We start from the raw sequence: 17,198 nt of genomic DNA on the forward strand, positions 1-17,198 counted from the left end.
ATTGCGACAGGGGTCTGCGGAACAGAGGGCTGGGCCGGGCCGACAGGCCACCGCCCCGCACCGCGTACGGGTACCCGGTCGAGCTCCGTCACGGCCACGGCTCCGTCGGCCGTACCGTGTCGAAGCCAGGACCGGGCGGCGAGTCAGATGGACGCCGTCGGTGACGGGCCCGGCCGGGAGCGCGGTCTGACGGGGTGTCGGAACGCCGTGCCCCGAACAGGGCGGGCCTCTCGAACGAGCCGCCGCGGCGCACGGCCGGCCGGCCTGGTCGCACCCCGCCCCAACCCTGCCTGCGGGGCGGTGCGCGCTCGCGTGCCCTCCGCCTGGCGAGGCCCGCCGTGTGGTGCGAGCATGGAAGTGGTGCTGTGCGCCGCTCCGCGCTCTCGCGAGGAGGGATGGTCATGGCCAAACGTCTCGTCGTCTGTTGTGACGGCACGTGGAATTCCGCCGACCAGCCCAGCAAGACCAATGTCGCCAAGGTCGCCCTGTCGGTCGTCCCCGGTACCGCCGGCGGCAAGGAACAACGCGTCTACTACGACAGCGGTGTCGGTACGCACCGGCGCGACCGGCTGCGCGGGGGCGCGTTCGGTGTGGGCCTGTCGCGCAACGTCGTGGACGCCTACCGCTTCCTCGTCGAGACCTACGAGCCCGACGACGAACTGTTCCTGTTCGGCTTCAGCCGGGGCGCGTTCACCGCCCGCAGTCTGTCGGGGCTGGTGCGCAACTGCGGCATCCTGCGCCGGGACCACGCCGACCGGATCCCGGACGCCTGGGCGCTGTACCGCAGCCGCATCGAGTCGCCGAACGGCGCGGCATCCACCCTGTTCCGCCGCTCGTACGCACGGGAGACGGAGATCCGCTTCGTCGGGGTGTGGGACACCGTGGGCGCCCTCGGCATCCCGTATCCGAGCGCCGCCTGGCTCCAGCCGGCCGCGCGGCGGTTCAACGCGCGCTGGGCCTTCCACAACACCGATCTGAGCAGCTGGGTCCGGGCGGCCTTCCACGCGCTGGCCGTCGACGAACAGCGCTCGGCGTTCCGGCCGACGCTCTGGCACCAGCGGCCCGGCGCGGCCCGCGAGGGCCAGGAGCTCCAGCAGGTGTGGTTCTCCGGGGTGCACTGCGATGTCGGTGGCGGCTACAAGGAGACGGGTCTGTCGGACATCCCCCTGCTGTGGATGGCCGACCAGGCCCGCAGGCACGGGCTGGAGTTCGGCGCGGACGCGCTGAGCGAGTCGGGACCGAAGGTGATGAGGCCGGAGGAGAACGTCGACTTCCGGGTACGGCCCGACAGTTCGGGTCCGATGCATGTCTCGCGCAAGGGGATGTACCGGCTGTCCGAGCCCTTCGACCGGCCGATCGGCGAGGCGGTGGACGACGAGGGCCGGCCCGACGGCAACGAGTTCCTGGCGGTGCCGGCCAAGGAGCGCTGGGACCGGGTCAGCGGCTATCGGCCCGCGGGGCTGGCGAAGTACCTGGCGGCACAGGACCGGGTCCGGCTGGAACCCGTACTGCTGCCGGGCCTGGCCGAGGGCCTGCCCCCGATGCCGCCCGCGTCCTCTGCTGCTCCCGGCACAGGAGCGGGTGCCGAGACCGGAGCGGGTGCCGAACCCGGAGCGAGTGCCGAACCCGGAGCGGGTAGCGAGACGCCCGGGGGCCTGCGCCGCACCACCTGAACACCCACGAGTGCCTCAGGCGTGGCGTCGGTGTCGACGTCGTCGACCAGCCACCGCGGGCGGCCCGCGGCGGCAAGGGACAGCGCACGCTCGCTCTCCGTGGGCGCGGAGTCGTCCCGCGCGGTCTCGTCGAACTTGTTGCCGATCCCGGTGCTCACGTGTCCCTCGACGTCCAGGTACATGGAGTGGACGCGTCCTTCGAGGGGGTCGTCGAAGCCGATCCAGTAGTCGCGAACGCACTGGTGCCCGACTCCGCCTTCCGGCCGCCGGCCCCGGGGCGCTCGGGAATCATCCGGGCGAACCGGGGCGAGGGCGGCACGCCGAGTTCCTCGTCGAGCATGCGGCGGAACGCCTCGAAGTGACGCACCGCCTCGGCGACGTTGCCCTCCGCGAGATGCGCCGAGACCACGGCACGGTGAGCGCTCTCCCGCAGCGGTTCCGCGCGTACGCTCGCCCAGGCCGCCTCCATCGCCAGAGCGGGCCTGTCCTGCCGCACCAGGGCCTCGGCGAGCGCGTCGAGCGCGTGCAGCCGCAGTTGGCGCAGCCGCTCTCGCTCCAGCAGCACCCAGTCCTCGTCCCAGCCGGGCAGCAGGTCCTCTCCGGTCAGGATGCCCAGCGGGGGCAGGTCGTCGAGTTCCTCGGCGTCGCCCTGTACGACGCCGAGTGCCGTCTGCGTCAGGGCGTGCACGTCGACGCGCAGGGCGGGGGTGATGAGCAGGGTGTCGCCGTAGCAGCCGATCAGGGGTGGTTCGCCGCGGGGCAGCTTCCACAGCGTGGTCCGCAGGCTTCCGCGCGCGTGTTCCTCGGTCACCTCGGGCCACAGGGTGCCGGCGAGGACCGTGCGCGAGACCTGACCGCGCAGTCCCATGTACGCAATCACCCGCTGGCCGTTGTGGGAAAGCTCGACCGTCTCGGCAGCGAGTTCCAGATGGAACTGGCCGAGCAGTCGCAGCCGGGGAGGAGCAGCCACCACCATTCTCCCAACGCGCCGTGCCCTCATCATTTTCTGCCCGCCGTACAGCGCCTGCAATTCGGCCCGGCGCGGCCGTCACGGCGTTGACGCGGACGTGACGCCACGATGACGCCGGTTCCGTAGCGTGGGCCCGGCGAATGGATCGGCGCCGGTCGCCGCACCGCGGCCCCGGTCGGTCACAGCCCCGGTCGGTCACGATTCCGGACGGTCGCGGCCCCACGGCCGCAGGTCGCGGGAGACGGGAAGAGACCAGGAGCGGAGTCGTCATGGTCGCTCCGTCCGACGTCCGGTACGGCGAGCGGAACGAGGACGTACGCACGGTGCGGAACGAGGACGTACGCACGGTGCGGAACGAGGACGTACGCACGGTGCGGAAGGCCCTGATCGAGCGGGGCCGCAGGTCGTAGGCCCAGTTGGTGAACGGACGCCTGGCCCGCCGTCACGCCCCGGGCCCGCCCGGCCGACGGGAGCCCACCGGACCCGGGGCGTGACGGCGGGCCAGGACCGAGGCCCTGGCCCCCCGTTCGGCTGCCCCGCGTCCGGGCTCAGGCGTCCTCGAAGAGCAGGTCCTCGGGAGGCCGGGTCATCCGCACGGTCTGGCCGTCGGTGACCTCCACGACGCGGTGGAGGCCCACGCAGCGCTCACCGGTGGACAGGATCGAGTAACGGTCGCCCCCGCCGGCCAGATAGGCCGGGAGGCAGCTCAGCGGCATGCCGAGAGCCAGGTAGTCCACCAGGCGGCGGAACAGCTTGGGGAACAGCAGTGCCTCGTCGGTGATGGTGCCCAGGCCGGTGATCTTCGCGCCGGTGAGTGTGACGTCGGCCGACCACAGGCCACGGCCGGTGTCCCGGGCCTCCGTCGCCCTGGCGGCCAGTTCGGCCCGCAGCGAGGTGAACAGGCTGCGGTAGAACATCGGATAGGCGAAACCCGCCGCGATGAGACGGTGGTTGACGGTCGAGGCGAGCTCCGCCTCGTTCACGTCGATCTCCCGGCCGCTCTCCTCTGTGTGTGTGCCGCGTCCGGCGAGGGCGATGCAGCGGCCGTGGACGTCGGCGGCGCGGGTGAGGACGAAGCCGGGCACCGTCTCCGGGACCGTGGCGGTCACGGTCTCGTTGCCCGCGCGCTGGACGTCGGTGAAACCGAGCCAGTTGAGCAGTTCGTCACGGGCCGCGTGGGCGAACTCCAGCGGCTGGTGGACCCTGCCGGGTCCGTAGTGCGTCTCGGGTGCGTCGACGGCGTCGAGCCGCAGCTTGGCCCGGCCCGTGGCGCTGTGCTCGACGGCACGCCCGCGCCCGCCGCCGACGAGGTCCCAGTGTTCCGGGTTCTCGGCCGTGAAGGCGACCGTGTCCCCGTCCGGCTGGGTGCCCTTGACGTCGTAGAAGCCCTTGATGAGAAGCATGGGCATGGTGACTCCTCACGTGTGCAAGGTGCTCGATGCCCTACGAATGTCCGCGGATTCGACGGGCCCGCGTACCCTGGCCAACTCGGAACCCCCCACCCTTCATTGTCCGTCCGCGGCAGCGGTTCCGCATGTCCGGCGGACCGCGGGACGGACCGGAGGCCGGCCGGAACAGGGCCGTCCCGCCACGCACTTCGACCCCCGGCCGCTCGTGCGGCGCGACGGTCGAAGGCGAGGACGGTAGCCGTGCCGCCGGTGTCAGCCGACGATCTCGGCGGACTCGATCACGACGGGCTGCGTGGGCACGTCCTGGTGGCCCCGGAGGGTCGCGGTGCGGACCTTCTTGATCTGGTCGACCACGTCCTGGCCCTCGACGACCCGGCCGAAGACGGCGTAGCCCCAGGCGTTGGGGGTCTTGCCCTTGTGGTCGAGGAAGTCGTTGTCGGAGACGTTGACGAAGAACTGCGCCGTGGCGGAGTGCGGTTCGCCGGTGCGCGCCATCGCCACGGTGTACGCGATGTTCTTCAGGCCGTTGTCGGCCTCGTTGGTGATCGGCGCCAGGGTGGGCTTCTGCGCCATCTCCGCCGTGAAGCCACCGCCCTGGACCATGAAGCCGTCGATCACACGGTGGAATATCGTTCCGTTGTAGTGACCGTTCCTGACATACGTCAGGAAGTTCTCGACCGACTTGGGCGCCTCGGCGTCGGCGAGCTCGATGACGATGCTGCCGTGGTTCGTGGTCAGCTTGACCCTGGACATGAAAAAGCGCCTTTCTCGCGGGGATGACCGATTCATCTTTTCACGCACGTCCCACGGGTCGTGATCCGGTGGCGCGGCCGTGGACCAGACACGGCACAGCCACATCGGTCCGCGCGCCGGCCCGGCGCTCCGCCGACCCGTTCGCGCGATCCCTGGGCCGCCCCGGCGGGGGCGAGCACCCGTTCGAAGAACCACACCAGGCCGACGAAGCCGACGACCACGGCGGCCGCGGCGGCCGCGGCCTGGACGAAGGCCGCCCAGGAGCAGCGGCGGGCCGGCCGCCCGGGCATCGCGCTGGTTGTCATCGCGCTGACAGTCCGGCCCGGACGAACTGTCAGCGCATCGCCTTCCACCCGCACCCCGCGACACCCCAGCCTTGGGCCTCGAGCCGCACAGCCCGTCGCCCCTGGGGAGTCGCCGAGATGTCCGAGCCGCCACCCGAGAACCCGTCGTCGCTGACCGACCGGCTGCGGCACTGGGCCGTCCACCGGGCCCAGGAACGCGCCCTGACCTACGTCGACTTCCCCGAGCCGGACTCCCCCGGCACCCATCGCACGCTCACCTGGGACGCCCTGGACGCCCGGGCCCGGTCGGTCGCCGCGCACCTGGTGGGCACGGTCCGTCCCGGGGAGCGGGTGGCGCTGCTGCTGCCGCAGGGCCTGGACTACGTGGCGGCGTTCCTCGGCTGCCTGTACGCGGGCGTGGTCGCCGTACCGCTGTTCGGCCCTGAACTGCCCGGCCACGCGGGCCGGTTGCGGGCCGTGCTCGACGACTGCGAACCCGCCCGGCTGCTGGCGGACAGTGCCTCCCGGGAGGCCGTTCGGGCGTTCGCGGGCGAGGGGGTGCCCGTGTCGGCGGTGGACGAACTCCCTTCGGCCGGGCCCGGGTTCGAACCGCCCGGGACCGCTCCGGACGACATCGCCTACCTCCAGTACACCTCGGGCTCCACCGGCAGCCCGTCGGGCGTGATGGTGACGCACGCGAACGTCGTCGCCAACGCCCGGCAGGCCACCCTCGCCTTCGGACTCGCACCGCGGCACAGCACCTCCGTGGGCTGGCTGCCGCTGTTCCACGACATGGGACTGATCCTCAGCGCCGCGGCACCGGTGTACGCCGGGTACGCCTCCGTCCTGCTGGACCCGGTGGCCTTCCTGGAACGGCCGGCCCGCTGGCTGCGGCTGCTGGGCCGCTACCGGGGCACGATCAGCGCCGCCCCCAACTTCGCCTACGACTACTGCGTCACCCGCGTCGGCGAGGAGGAGACGGCCGGGCTGCGGCTCGACCGGGTCGCCGCGCTGCTCAACGGCAGCGAGCCGGTCAGGCCGGGCACCCTGGAGCGGTTCCGTGCCGGGTTCAGCGCGACCGGCCTGCCCGACGAGGCGCTCAGCCCCGCGTACGGTCTCGCCGAGGCGACGGTGTTCGTGGCCGCGGCCTGGTGCACCGAGCCGCCGAGGGTGCTGGAGTGCGACCCGGCCGCGCTGGCGGCGGGCCGGGTCGAGGAGCGTCCGGGCGGCGCGGCACGGCTCACCGTGTGCGGGCGGCCGGTCGGGCAGGAGCTGCGGATCGCGGACCCGGAGACCGGGGCCGTGCTCGACGAGGACCGCGTCGGCGAGATCCAGGTCCGCGGGCCCAATGTCGCCGCGGGCTACTGGAAGCGGCCCGAGCGGACCGCCGACGCCTTCCGCGGGGGCTGGCTGCGCACCGGTGACCTCGGCGCGCTGCACCGGGGCGAACTCGTGGTGACCGGACGGCTGAAGGACCTGCTCATCGTGGACGGCCGCAACCACTACCCGCAGGACATCGAGGAGTCCGTGCAGTCCGCGGTGGCGCTGGTGCGCCGCGACCGGCTCGCCGCGTTCCGCGTCCCGCGCGCGGACCGGCCCGGGGACGAGGATCTCGTGGTGGTCGCGGAGACAGTCCGGGGCGCGGAGGTGGACGCGACGGCGCTGCGCGAGGCCGTCCTGGCGGCCCGCGGCGCGGTCGCCGCGCGGCACGGCCTGCGGCTGTCCGAACTGGTGCTGGTCCCGGCCGGGGAGGTGCCACGCACCTCGAGCGGGAAGGTGGCGAGGGCCGCGTGCCGGGAGCGGTTCCTGACGGGAGCCCTGCGCTCCCCGGCGGGAGCCCCGCGATGAGCGCCGCGACGAGCCCCGGCGGCCGTGTCCGCGAGCTGCTCGTCGAGCGACTCGGCGCGTGGTACGGCGTGGCGCCCGCCGAGGTGACCGACGACCGGCCCTTCGCCGAACTGGGTCTCACCTCACGGGACGCCGTCGCCCTCAGCGGCATGCTCGCCGAGATCACGGGGCGACGGCTGCCGCCCACACTGCTGTGGGAGTCGCCCACGCCGGGCGCCCTGGTGGCGGCGCTCACGTCCGGGGCGCGGCCGGAGGACGGGGCCGGGTCGGGAGGCGACGCGGGGCGTGTCGACGGGACCGAGGGCAAGGGCGGCACCGCGCCTCTCGCGAACGCCGGCACCCCGGCCGACGGGGCCGAACCCGTCGCCGTCGTCGGGGTGGGGTGCCGTTTCCCGGGCGGGGCCGACTCGCCGGCCGCGTACTGGCGGCTGCTGTCGGAGGGCCGCGACGCCGTCGGCATCGTGCCCGAGGAACGCTGGCGGGCGTTCCTGCCGCCCGGCGCGGGGCTGCCCCCGGGACTCAGCCGCCATGGGGGTGTGCTCGACGACCTGGCCGGATTCGACGCGGAGTTCTTCGGTGTCGCAGCCGACGAGGCCGTCGCCCTCGACCCTCAGCAGCGGATGCTGCTGGAGGTCACGCGCGAGGCCCTCGACCACGCGGCACTGCCCGCCCCGTCCCTCGCCGGAACCCGGACCGGGGTGTTCGTCGGCATCAGCGGCAGCGACTACGCCCGTCTCACCACCGCAGGCCTGGACACGGTGACACCGTGGACCGTGAGCGGGGCCGCGCTCGGCGTGGCGGCGGGGCGGCTGTCGTACGCGCTGGACCTGCGCGGCCCCAGCCTGGCCGTGGACACGGCCTGCTCGTCGTCGCTGGTGGCGGTGGACCACGCGGTACGCGGTCTGCGGGAGGGTACCTGCGACCTGGCGCTGGCGGCCGGCGTCAACGTCCTGCTCTCGCCCGCCGTGACGGCAGGTTTCCAGCGGGCGGGTGCACTCGCTGCCGACGGCCGCTGCAAGGCCTTCGATTCGGCCGCCGACGGCATGGTGCGCGGCGAGGGCTGCGGGGTCGTCGTCCTGAAACGGCTCGCCGACGCCGAACGTGACGGCGACCGCGTCCTCGCCGTCGTCACGGCCACGGCGGTGAACTCCGACGGCCGCTCCAACGGCCTGACAGCCCCCAGCCCGTCCGCACAGCGGGCCCTGCTGACGCGGGCGCACGGCCCGCGGGCCGCGTCGGTGGACTACGTGGAGGCGCACGGCACCGGCACACCGCTCGGCGACCCGGTCGAGGCGAGCGCGCTCGGAGCGGTGCTCGGGCGGGACCGCTCCGCCGAGCAGCCGCTGCTGCTGGGCTCGGTGAAGGCGAACCTCGGGCATCTGGAGGCGGCCGCGGGCATCGCCGGGCTCGTCAAGACGGTGCTGGCCCTGCATCACGACGAACTCCCGCCGCAGCTCCACTTCGTACGGCCCAGCACCCACATCGACTTCGCCGCGCTGCGTCTGCGCGTGGTGACCTCGCCCGAGCCCTGGCCGCGCTACTCGGGCCGGGCGACCGCGGGAGTCTCGGCGTTCGGTATCGGCGGCACGAACGCGCATGTGGCGCTCACCGAGCACCGCGCCCCGCTGCCGCGCGGTGCCCGTGCGCCGCGGGAACAGCCTGCCGTGCTCCTCCTCGACGCCCCGACGGACGCCCGACTGCGCTCCCAGGCAGGTGAGTTGGGGCAGTGGCTCGGCTCCCCCGAGGGCGCCGGCACCCGGCTCCGCGACCTCGGCCGGACCCTGGCGGGGCGCACCGGTCGCGGCCCGCGGCGCGCCGCCGTCGTCGCCCGGGACCGGGCCACCGCCGAGACGGCGCTGCGCCGCATGGCGGTCGGCGCCCCGGACGCGCACCTCGTCACGGGCGGGCAGCTCGCGGCACCGGCCCCGGGGCCGGTGTGGGTCTTCTCCGGTTACGGGTCGCAGTGGCCCGGCATGGGCCGCGAACTCCTGGCCTCGGAACCGGCGTTCGCCGCCGCAGTGGACCGGCTGGAGCCGGTGCTGCGCGAGACGGCCGGGGTCTCCCTGCGCGCGGCGACCGAGCCGGACGCCGACCTGTCCTCGCCCGCCGTCGTCATGCCGGTGCTCTACGGCCTCCAGGTCGCGCTCGCCGAGCTGTGGCGGTCCTACGGCCCGGAACCGGCGGCGGTGATCGGTCACTCCCTCGGCGAGATCGCGGCCGCGGTCGCGGCGCGGGCCCTCGATCCGGAGACGGGAGCGCGCGTGGTCGCGGTGCGCTCCCGGCTGCTGTCGACCCTGCGCGGCGGCGCGATGGCCGTGGTGGACCTGCCGGCCGGCCGCATCGCGCCGCTCGTGGGGCCGTCGCGGTCGCTGACCGTGGCCGTGCACTCCGCGCCCGCTCAGTGCGTGGTCACGGGCCCGGCGGCGGACGTCGACGCGCTCGTCTCCCGGGTCACCGCCGACGGCGGCTTCGCCCGCAGGCTGCCCGTGTCCGGCGCCGGGCACTCCCCGGACGTCACCCCGCTGCTGGGGGCGTTCGCCGCCGGGCTGGGAGAGGTTCCCCACGCCCCGCCCGCGCACCGCCGCTACTCCACGGTCCTGGACGATCCCCGGGCCGCCGACCCGTACGACACGGCGTACTGGCTGGCCAATCTGCGCCGGCCGGTGCGGTTCACGCAGGCGGTGCGGGCGGCGGCCGAGGACGGACACCGGGTGTTCGTCGAGGTCGCCCCGCACGCCACCCAGCCGCACGCCCTGCGCCGCACCCTGGAGGCCGTGGGGGCGGGGCCGTCCCTGGTCCTGCCCACACTGCTCAGGGACACCGACGACGCGGTCACCTTCCGCTCCTCCCTCGCTTCGCTCCTGGTGCACGGCGTGACACCGCCCGCCCCGCGGGAGACGCTGCACCGGGGCGCGCGGATCGTGGACGTGCCCTCGCCCCGCTGGCACCACCGGCGCTTCTGGGCGGGCGAGACACCCGAGCCGCCGCCCACCGAGGCGAGGGCACCGGAGTCCGGGGCGACCCCGCTGGAGCGGCTGCGCCTGCTGGCCGCCGGAGTGCTGGGCCACGGCGCCGACCGGCTCGACCCCGATGTGGCGCTCTCCGATCTGGGCCTCGACTCGCTCATGGCGGTGCGGATCCGCGCGGCCCTGGAGCGGGAGTTCGGGGCGGCACCCGAGCCGGGAGTCCTGCTGCGCCGGGCGACCCTGCGCGAACTGGCGCGTCTCCTCCCCGGCGCGGAGCGGGCGGAGACGACCGAGCCCGCAGGGGCGACTCCCCCGTCGGGTGCCACGGAGCCATCCCCGCGGACGCCTCCACCGGACACCCTCGAACCATCGCCGCGGACGCCTCCACCGGACACCCCCGAGCCCATTCGGGCGACTTCCCCGACGGGCACCTCCGGGGTCCTGCGCGTGTTCCCCGGCGACGGTCCGCACACCCCGCTGTTCCTCGCGCACGCGGCGGGCGGCTCGTCCGAGGTGTACGCCCGCCTGGCCGACCGGCTCGACGGACAGCGGCCCGTGTTCGGGTTCGACCGGGTCGAGGAACCGGCCGACGTCCCCGGACGCGCCGCCGAGTTCGCCCGTCGCGTCCGGCTGCTGCGGCCCGACGGACCGTGGATCGTGGGCGGCTGGTCCTACGGCGGAGTCGTCGCCCAGGAGGCGGCGCGGCAGCTGTCCGCGCACGGCGAGGTCGGCGCGCTCGTCCTGATCGACTCGGTGCTCCCGCTGCCGCCCCGGGCCGGCGAGGCACCGGCCGACGAGGCCCGGCGCCGCTTCACGGACTTCGCGGCGTACGTCCGCCGCACGTACGGAGCCGAACTGGACATCCCCTACGGGCGGTTGGCCGGCCTGGACGACGCCGGGCGGATCGACCTCGTGCTCCGGCTGCTGCGCGAGGCCGCCGGCCCTCCCGCGGCGGCCCTGGCGCACCAGCGCGCCTCGTACCTGGACCTGCGCACGGGAGAGAGCCACACGCCGGGCCCCTACCGCGGCCGTACGCTCCTCTACCGCGCGACCCGGCCCGCCCCGCACACCGTGCGCGACACCCGCTACGAGCGGACGGACGCCGCGCTCGGCTGGGACGCGTACTGCGCCGACCTCACCCTCGCCCCGCTTCCCGGCCATCACCTGGAACTGCTCGACCCGCCGGTGGTGAACGCGCTGGCCGTCCGGCTGGCGCAGGCCCTCACCGCCGGCTGACCCTCTCGGCAGGCAGACCGAAACGGAGCCGTCATGCCCCGACACCGCCGCCACAGATCCCCGCGCGCGACGGCCCTCACCGTCGTCGCCGCCCTCCTCGCCACCGTCGGCGCCCTGCACACGGCCAGTGGCACACCGCCGGCCGTCGACGCCCGGGTCGTCGGACAGCGGTGGCTCGACGACCGCACCGTCGACCTGACCGTGCGCTCCCCGGCCGTGGGCGCCGACGTCCCCGTACGGGTGCTGCTGCCGCGGTCGTACGCCGACGCGCCGGACCGCGAGCGGCCGGTGCTGTATCTGCTCCAGGGCGCGCACGACGACCACACGTCGTGGACTCGGGAGACGGACGTCGAGGGCTTCCTGGCGAGCCAGGACGTCATCACCGTGATGCCGTCCTCGGGCCCCACCGGCATCCCCACCGACTGGTGGAACTTCGGCCGCACGAGCCCCGACTACGAGACGTTCCAGCTGGACGAGCTCGCGCGAGTGCTGCGCGACACCTTCCACGCGGGCTCCCGGCGGGCCGTCGCCGGGGTGTCCACGGGCGGCTACGGCGCACTCGCCCTGGCCGCGCGCAGACCCGGCTCCTTCGGCGCGGCGGCCTCCTACAGCGGTGTCCTGGACACGACGGCGCCGGGGATGGTCACGGTCGTGCACGCGATCGTGGCCCGGGAGCAGCTGCCGCCCGTCTCGCTGTGGGGCAGCCCGCTGCTCCAGCGCGTCAACTGGGCCGCGCACAACCCGTACGCGCTCGCCGGACGACTCGCCGGCACCCGTCTGTACATCGCGCAGGGGCGAGGGACACCCGGCGGCGACTTCGGGAATCTGGAGGGCGCGCTGCTGGAGGGGACGCTATGGGGACAGGCGCGGGGGTTCACGGCGCGCCTGGCCGAACTGGGCGTGCCCGCGCGGACCCATCTGTACCAGGGCGGCTCGCACGCCTGGTCGTCCTGGCGGCACGAGTTCGAGGCGTCGTGGCCGACGCTCGCCGCCGGACTCGGGCTGCCGCCCATCTGACCCGGACCGGGCCGAGCCCGAAAGGAATCCCATGGAACGCGATCCGCTCGCCGAGGCGGCGGTGGCCGGCGCCACGCCCGCCGAACTCGCCGAACTGCCCTTGCCCTCCACCTACTTGGCCGCCCATCTGCGGGCCGAGGACGTCGGCATGTTCTCCGGCGTCGACGACAGGGACGTCCGCAAGTCGATCCATGTCGGCCGGGTGCCCCTGCCGGAACTCGCCCCGGACGAGGTGCTCGTGGCCGTGTTCGCCAGCGGCATCAACTACAACACCGTGTGGTCGGCGATGTTCTCGCCGGTGCCGACGTTCTCGTTCCTGCGGCAGTTCGGCCGCGAGGGCGGGTGGGCCGCCCGGCACGACGCGCCGCAGCATGTGATCGGCTCCGACGCGGCGGGGATCGTGGTCCGCGCCGGCGCGGGAGTGCGGCGCTGGCGGGTCGGCGACCGGGTCGTGGTGACGCCCGCGTACGTCGACGCCGAGGACCCGGCCACGCACGCCGACGGCATGCTGGGCGCCGCACAGCTGGCCTGGGGGTTCGAGACCAACTTCGGCGGCCTCGCGCACTACTGTGTCGCCCGCGCCAGTCAGCTGCTGCCGAAGCCCGCCCATCTGACCTGGGAGGAGGCGGCGAGCAGTCCGCTGTGCGCGGGCACCGCCTACCGGATGCTGGTCGGTGACCGGGGCGCCCGGATGAAGCAGGGCGACGTGGTCCTGATCTGGGGCGCCGCGGGCGGACTCGGCGCCTACGCCGCGCAGTTCGTGCGGGCCGGCGGCGGGATCGCCGTCGGAGTGGTCTCCAGCGCGGAGAAGGCGCGCCGGGCGCGGGAGTTCGGCTGCCATGCCGTCGTGGACCGGCGGGAGATCGGTCTCGACGCGGGGACGCCCGCGAACCCGTCCGTGGCCGGGCGCCGGCTCGGTCGGCTGATCAGGGCGGCCGTCGGTGAGGACCCGCACATCGTGTTCGAGCACGTGGGGCGGGCCACGTTCGGGGTGTCGGTGTACGTGGTGCGGCGCGGCGGCACGGTGGTGACCTGCGGGTCGACGACCGGCTATCTGCACGAGTTCGACAACCGGTACCTGTGGATGCGGCTCAAGCGGGTGATCGGCAGCCACGGCGCCAACCTCGACGAACAGGCCGCCACCCAGCGCCTGCTGGAGCTCGGGCTGCTGCGGCCCGCCCTGTCGGTGACCTATCCGCTGGAGGCGACCGGTGAGGCGGCCCGGCTGGTGCAGCGCGGTGGGCACACGGGCAAGGTGGGCGTGCTGGCGCTCGCCCCGCACGCGGGGCTCGGCGTGTCGGGCCCCCGGGTCCGCGAGTCACCGCTTCCGTGAGGCCGGTGCCCGGGGCGCACCGCCCGCGAGTCACCGCCGCCGTGAGGCCCACGCCCTGAGCCCACCGCCGCGGGCCCCGGTGCCCGCACCCGGCATCCCGGTGAGCGATTCCTGGCAGGTGACCGACAGCGGGTGGGGGCAGAAGTGTCAGGGCGGTGACAGTCTTGGCCGCCCCGGCCGGGCAAGGCTTGGCGCACACGGCACGGGCGTTCCACGATGACGCCCCCCACAGTCCGTCCTCCCCGGAGCGTGCCCATGTCGTCGACCGCCCTGGCGCGGCCCTACGCCGCCACACCGCCCCCGCACGAACTGCGCCGGCTCCTCGGACGCCATGTCCCGGCCGCCGTGCGGGAGATGGAGCACGAGGTGGCGGCCCATCTGCCGCTGTACGCCGACGCCTTCAACGACACACCGGACTTCTCCGTGCGCCGGATCGTGGAACGCACCGTGCGCCTCTTCCTCGCCACGCTCGGCCCCGGGCCGGGCGGGGGCGCGCAGACGGCCGAACTGACCGCGCTGTACCAGCGGATCGGTGCGGAGCACAGCCGTGCCGGGCACTCGGTCGACACCCTGCGGACGGCCCTGGGCGTGGCCGGGCAGGTGGCCCGCAGGCGGTTCATCAAGGACGCGTACCGCCTGCGATGGCCCGAGGCGACGCTGGAGTTCCTGATCGAGAGCGCCGGTGCGCTGATCCAGACCGCGGTCGACTCCGCGCTCGGCGGGTTCGAGCAGGAGGGCGGGCAGGAGTTACCGGGGCGGCGGCGCCGGGCCCGGCTGCGGGACGCGCTCGTGGCGGACCTGCCGATGGACCTCTCGTCGCTGTCGGCCCTGGCGGAGGCGGCGAAGTGGCCGCTGCCCGACACCGTCACCGTGCTCGCGCTGCCGCCGGGCACCCGCACCGAGCGGGCCGTGCTGCCGGACGAGGCGCTGGCCCATCACCGTCCCGACGCGCCCTTCGTGATCCTGCCGGGCGACCGGCAGCCGTTCCCGCTGCTGCGGACGGAGGGAGCGGCGCTGGGTCCGGTGGTACCGGTCGCCCGCGCCGCGGACTCGCTGCGCTGGGCCCGCCACGCCGTGGATCTGACGCTGCGGGGTCTGCTCCCCTCGGCGGCCCCGCTGGACTGCGCCGACCATCTCGCCGCTCTGGTGGCCTCCAGGGCGGGTGATCTGCTCGACGCCGTGGCGGCGGAGACGCTGGGGCCCTTGCTGTCGCTGCCCGAGCGCCGCCGCGTACCGCTGCTGCGCACGCTGCTCAGCTATCTGGAGAGCGGGGACAACGCGGTGGCCACGGCCCGCAGGCTGTTCGTGCACGAGCAGACGGTCCGCTACCGGCTGCGGCAGATCGCCGAGGTGACCCGGGACTCCCTGCCCGGCACCGACCGCCGGCTGGAGACGATGCTCGTCCTCGCCCGGCTGCTCGACGGCGCCCCCGGGGAGCGGCGGCCGCCCGCGCCGCGAAGCGGGCGGGGGCGGTGACGGGACGGCGGCCGGGGCCGTGCGGCGCCGCGCACGACAAGGTGAACCAGCGGGGTCGGCCCGCCGAGGGGTGCGAGCGGCCGGCGTGTCGCCGCTCGCCCCACCGGCGTACTGCCCTCGGCGCCCCGGCACCGACCCGGCCGTAGCATCTGTGCAGGTCAGCGGCGTGCGGAACATATTCCCGCGGAATCCATCGGAATTCCGATGCCCGGCATCGGATTCCCCATTGGTCACCCGGGGATCACCGGCCTACCTTCGAGGACATCGCCGCACCGGCGGTCCGGACGCGGGACATCGGATCCCGCGGACCGTCGGAGCGTGCCGCCCTGTCCCTCGGGCCCGCACCGGGCCCGCACCCTCGAGAGAGACATCATGTCCAAGATCCTTTTCGTGCTGACCGGCGCCACCCACTGGACGCTCGCCGACGGCACCCGGCACCCCACCGGCTTCTGGGCCGAGGAGGCCGCCGCCCCCTACGAGGCCTTCAAGGCCGCCGGCCACGAGATCGTCGTCGCCACCCCCGGCGGTGTCGTGCCGACCGTCGACAAGGGCAGCCTCGCGCCCGAGGTCAACGGCGGCCAGGAGAACGCCGACAAGGTCGCCGCGACGCTGGACTCCTTCACCGAGCTCCATGCCCCGATCCGGCTGGAGGACGCCCGCCCGGAGGACTTCGACGCCGTCTTCTACCCCGGCGGCCACGGCCCCATGGAGGACCTGGCCGTCGACGCCGCCTCCGGCAAGTTCCTCGTCGACACCCTCGCCTCCGGCAAGCCCCTCGCCGTGGTCTGCCACGGCCCGGCCGCGTTGCTCGCCGCCACCCTGGAGGACGGCTCCAACGCGTTCGCCGGATACCGGGTCGCCGCGTTCACCAACGCCGAGGAGACTCAGGCCGGTCTCGCCGACAAGGCGAAGTGGCTGCTGGAGACCCGTCTCACCGAGGCCGGCGTGGACGTGCGGGCCGGCGAGCCGTGGGCGCCGAACGTGGTCGTCGACCGCAACCTGGTCACCGGCCAGAATCCCGCCTCCTCCGCCCCGCTCGCGGCCGAGGTCCTCAAGAAGCTCGCCTGACGACGGGACCGGGCCGGGCCGGCCGGACGGCGGTGGCCGACCGGCCGAGGGCCCTTCGGGCAGCCGACCTGACATGGTGGGCCCCGGTCTCGCCGCCACCGGGCCGGGTGTCCCACAGACTGACGGGCGGGCCCGTCGGGGGCGGCGTCGAGTCGGCGCTCACCGGCGGCCGTCGACATCCGCCCGTACGACAAGGAACGCCACCATGAGCTCACCTTCCAGCGACCGCCCCGTCGCCGCTTCCGGCACCTTCGCACTCGGCGGTGACCTGCCCGTCCACCGGCTCGGCTACGGCGCCATGCAGCTCACCGGGCCCGGCGTGTGGGGCGAGCCGAAGGATCCGGACGAGGCGATACGCGTCCTGCGACGGGCCGTGGAACTCGGCGTGACCTTCATCGACACCGCGGACTCCTACGGCCCCTTCGTCAGCGAGCGCCTGATCCGCGAGGCGCTCCACCCGTACGCCGACGACCTGGTCATCGCCACCAAGGGCGGCCTGACCCGGTCCGGGCCCGACGACTGGCGGCCGGTGGGCCGGCCGGAGTATCTGCGCCAGCAGGTGGAGCTGAGCCTGCGCCACCTGGGGCTGGAGCGCATCGACCTCTACCAGCTGCACCGCGTCGACCCGCGGGTGCCGCTCGCCGACCAGCTCGGTGAGCTCAAGCTGCTCCAGGACGAGGGCAAGATCCGGCACATCGGCGTCTCCGAGGTGAGCGTCGAGCAGCTGAAGGAGGCGCGCGGCCACGCGGAGATCGTCTCCGTGCAGAACCTGTACAACCTCGCCGACCGCGGCGCCGAGGACGTCCTCGCCTACGCCGAGGCGGAGAACATCGCGTTCATCCCCTGGTACCCCATGGCCACCGGCCGACTGGCGCGCCCCGGAGGCCCGTTGGAGGCAGCCGCCAAGCAGCACGAGGCGACCGCGGCGCAGCTCGCCCTGTCCTGGCTGCTGCGCCGCTCCCCCGTGATGCTGCCGATCCCCGGCACCTCGCGGGTGGCCCATCTGGAGGAGAACCTCCGGGCCGCGTCCCTCGCCCTCACCGACGAGGAGTTCGCGGCGCTCTCCGACGCGGTCTGACCACCGCGCACCCGGCTCGCCCTCCCCTCGCCCGGCGGGGGAAGGCGAGCCGCATCCGGGCGCCCCGCCGGCCGGGGCACCCCGGTC

General features: G+C 74.4%; 12 protein-coding genes. 9 read left to right on the forward strand and 3 right to left on the reverse strand.

All coding sequences use genetic code 11. From position 1 onward, the window contains the following. Positions 1–401: 401 nt before the first annotated feature. Positions 402–1,673, forward strand: a complete 1,272-nt coding sequence (locus tag ACZ6SQ_RS07410) for a DUF2235 domain-containing protein (protein WP_469557613.1) — start codon at positions 402–404, stop codon at positions 1,671–1,673. 154 nt (positions 1,674–1,827) lie between these two features. Here ACZ6SQ_RS07410 and ACZ6SQ_RS07415 read toward each other — a convergent pair whose 3' ends face one another. Next, positions 1,828–2,643, reverse strand: coding sequence for an AfsR/SARP family transcriptional regulator (locus ACZ6SQ_RS07415; RefSeq protein WP_469557615.1), 816 nt, complete (start codon positions 2,641–2,643; stop codon positions 1,828–1,830). A 269-nt stretch (positions 2,644–2,912) separates the two neighbouring features. Here ACZ6SQ_RS07415 and ACZ6SQ_RS07420 point away from each other — a divergent pair, with 269 nt between their 5' ends. After that, positions 2,913–3,053: a hypothetical protein gene (locus ACZ6SQ_RS07420; RefSeq protein WP_469557616.1), complete on the forward strand. Its 141-nt coding sequence runs from the start codon at positions 2,913–2,915 to the stop codon at positions 3,051–3,053. Between the two features lie 138 nt (positions 3,054–3,191). Here ACZ6SQ_RS07420 and ACZ6SQ_RS07425 read toward each other — a convergent pair whose 3' ends face one another. Beyond that, a complete protein-coding gene (locus ACZ6SQ_RS07425) occupies positions 3,192–4,052 on the reverse strand; it encodes a thermonuclease family protein (protein WP_469557618.1) in 861 nt (286 codons plus the stop codon). Between the two features lie 252 nt (positions 4,053–4,304). Then, positions 4,305–4,805, reverse strand: coding sequence for a peptidylprolyl isomerase (locus ACZ6SQ_RS07430; RefSeq protein WP_469557619.1), 501 nt, complete (start codon positions 4,803–4,805; stop codon positions 4,305–4,307). Positions 4,806–5,227: 422 nt separating this feature from the next. Here ACZ6SQ_RS07430 and ACZ6SQ_RS07435 point away from each other — a divergent pair, with 422 nt between their 5' ends. The 7 genes from ACZ6SQ_RS07435 to ACZ6SQ_RS07465 all read left to right on the forward strand — a co-directional run bounded on the left by ACZ6SQ_RS07435 (position 5,228) and on the right by ACZ6SQ_RS07465 (position 17,111). Further along, on the forward strand, positions 5,228–6,937 hold the full coding sequence (locus ACZ6SQ_RS07435) for a fatty acyl-AMP ligase (protein WP_469557620.1): 1,710 nt from the start codon (positions 5,228–5,230) through the stop codon (positions 6,935–6,937). Further along, entirely contained in the window at positions 6,934–11,139 is a 4,206-nt protein-coding gene (locus ACZ6SQ_RS07440; protein WP_469557622.1) for a beta-ketoacyl synthase N-terminal-like domain-containing protein, read from the forward strand. Before ACZ6SQ_RS07435 ends, ACZ6SQ_RS07440 begins: the two co-directional genes overlap by 4 nt. A gap of 33 nt (positions 11,140–11,172) precedes the next feature. After that, positions 11,173–12,156 carry an alpha/beta hydrolase gene (locus tag ACZ6SQ_RS07445; RefSeq protein ID WP_469557624.1) on the forward strand — a complete coding sequence of 328 codons (984 nt, stop codon included), beginning with the start codon at positions 11,173–11,175 and terminating at the stop codon, positions 12,154–12,156. 31 nt (positions 12,157–12,187) lie between these two features. After that, positions 12,188–13,489 carry a crotonyl-CoA carboxylase/reductase gene (ccrA, locus tag ACZ6SQ_RS07450; RefSeq protein ID WP_469557626.1) on the forward strand — a complete coding sequence of 434 codons (1,302 nt, stop codon included), beginning with the start codon at positions 12,188–12,190 and terminating at the stop codon, positions 13,487–13,489. A gap of 255 nt (positions 13,490–13,744) precedes the next feature. Beyond that, a complete protein-coding gene (locus tag ACZ6SQ_RS07455) occupies positions 13,745–14,965 on the forward strand; it encodes a helix-turn-helix domain-containing protein (protein ID WP_469557628.1) in 1,221 nt (406 codons plus the stop codon). A gap of 372 nt (positions 14,966–15,337) precedes the next feature. Next, a complete protein-coding gene (locus ACZ6SQ_RS07460; protein ID WP_469557629.1) occupies positions 15,338–16,033 on the forward strand; it encodes a type 1 glutamine amidotransferase domain-containing protein in 696 nt (231 codons plus the stop codon). A gap of 205 nt (positions 16,034–16,238) precedes the next feature. Next, positions 16,239–17,111, forward strand: a complete 873-nt coding sequence (locus tag ACZ6SQ_RS07465) for an aldo/keto reductase (protein WP_469557631.1) — start codon at positions 16,239–16,241, stop codon at positions 17,109–17,111. Positions 17,112–17,198 lie beyond the last annotated feature (87 nt).

This window comes from Streptomyces sp. NPDC048600, assembly GCF_055587025.1.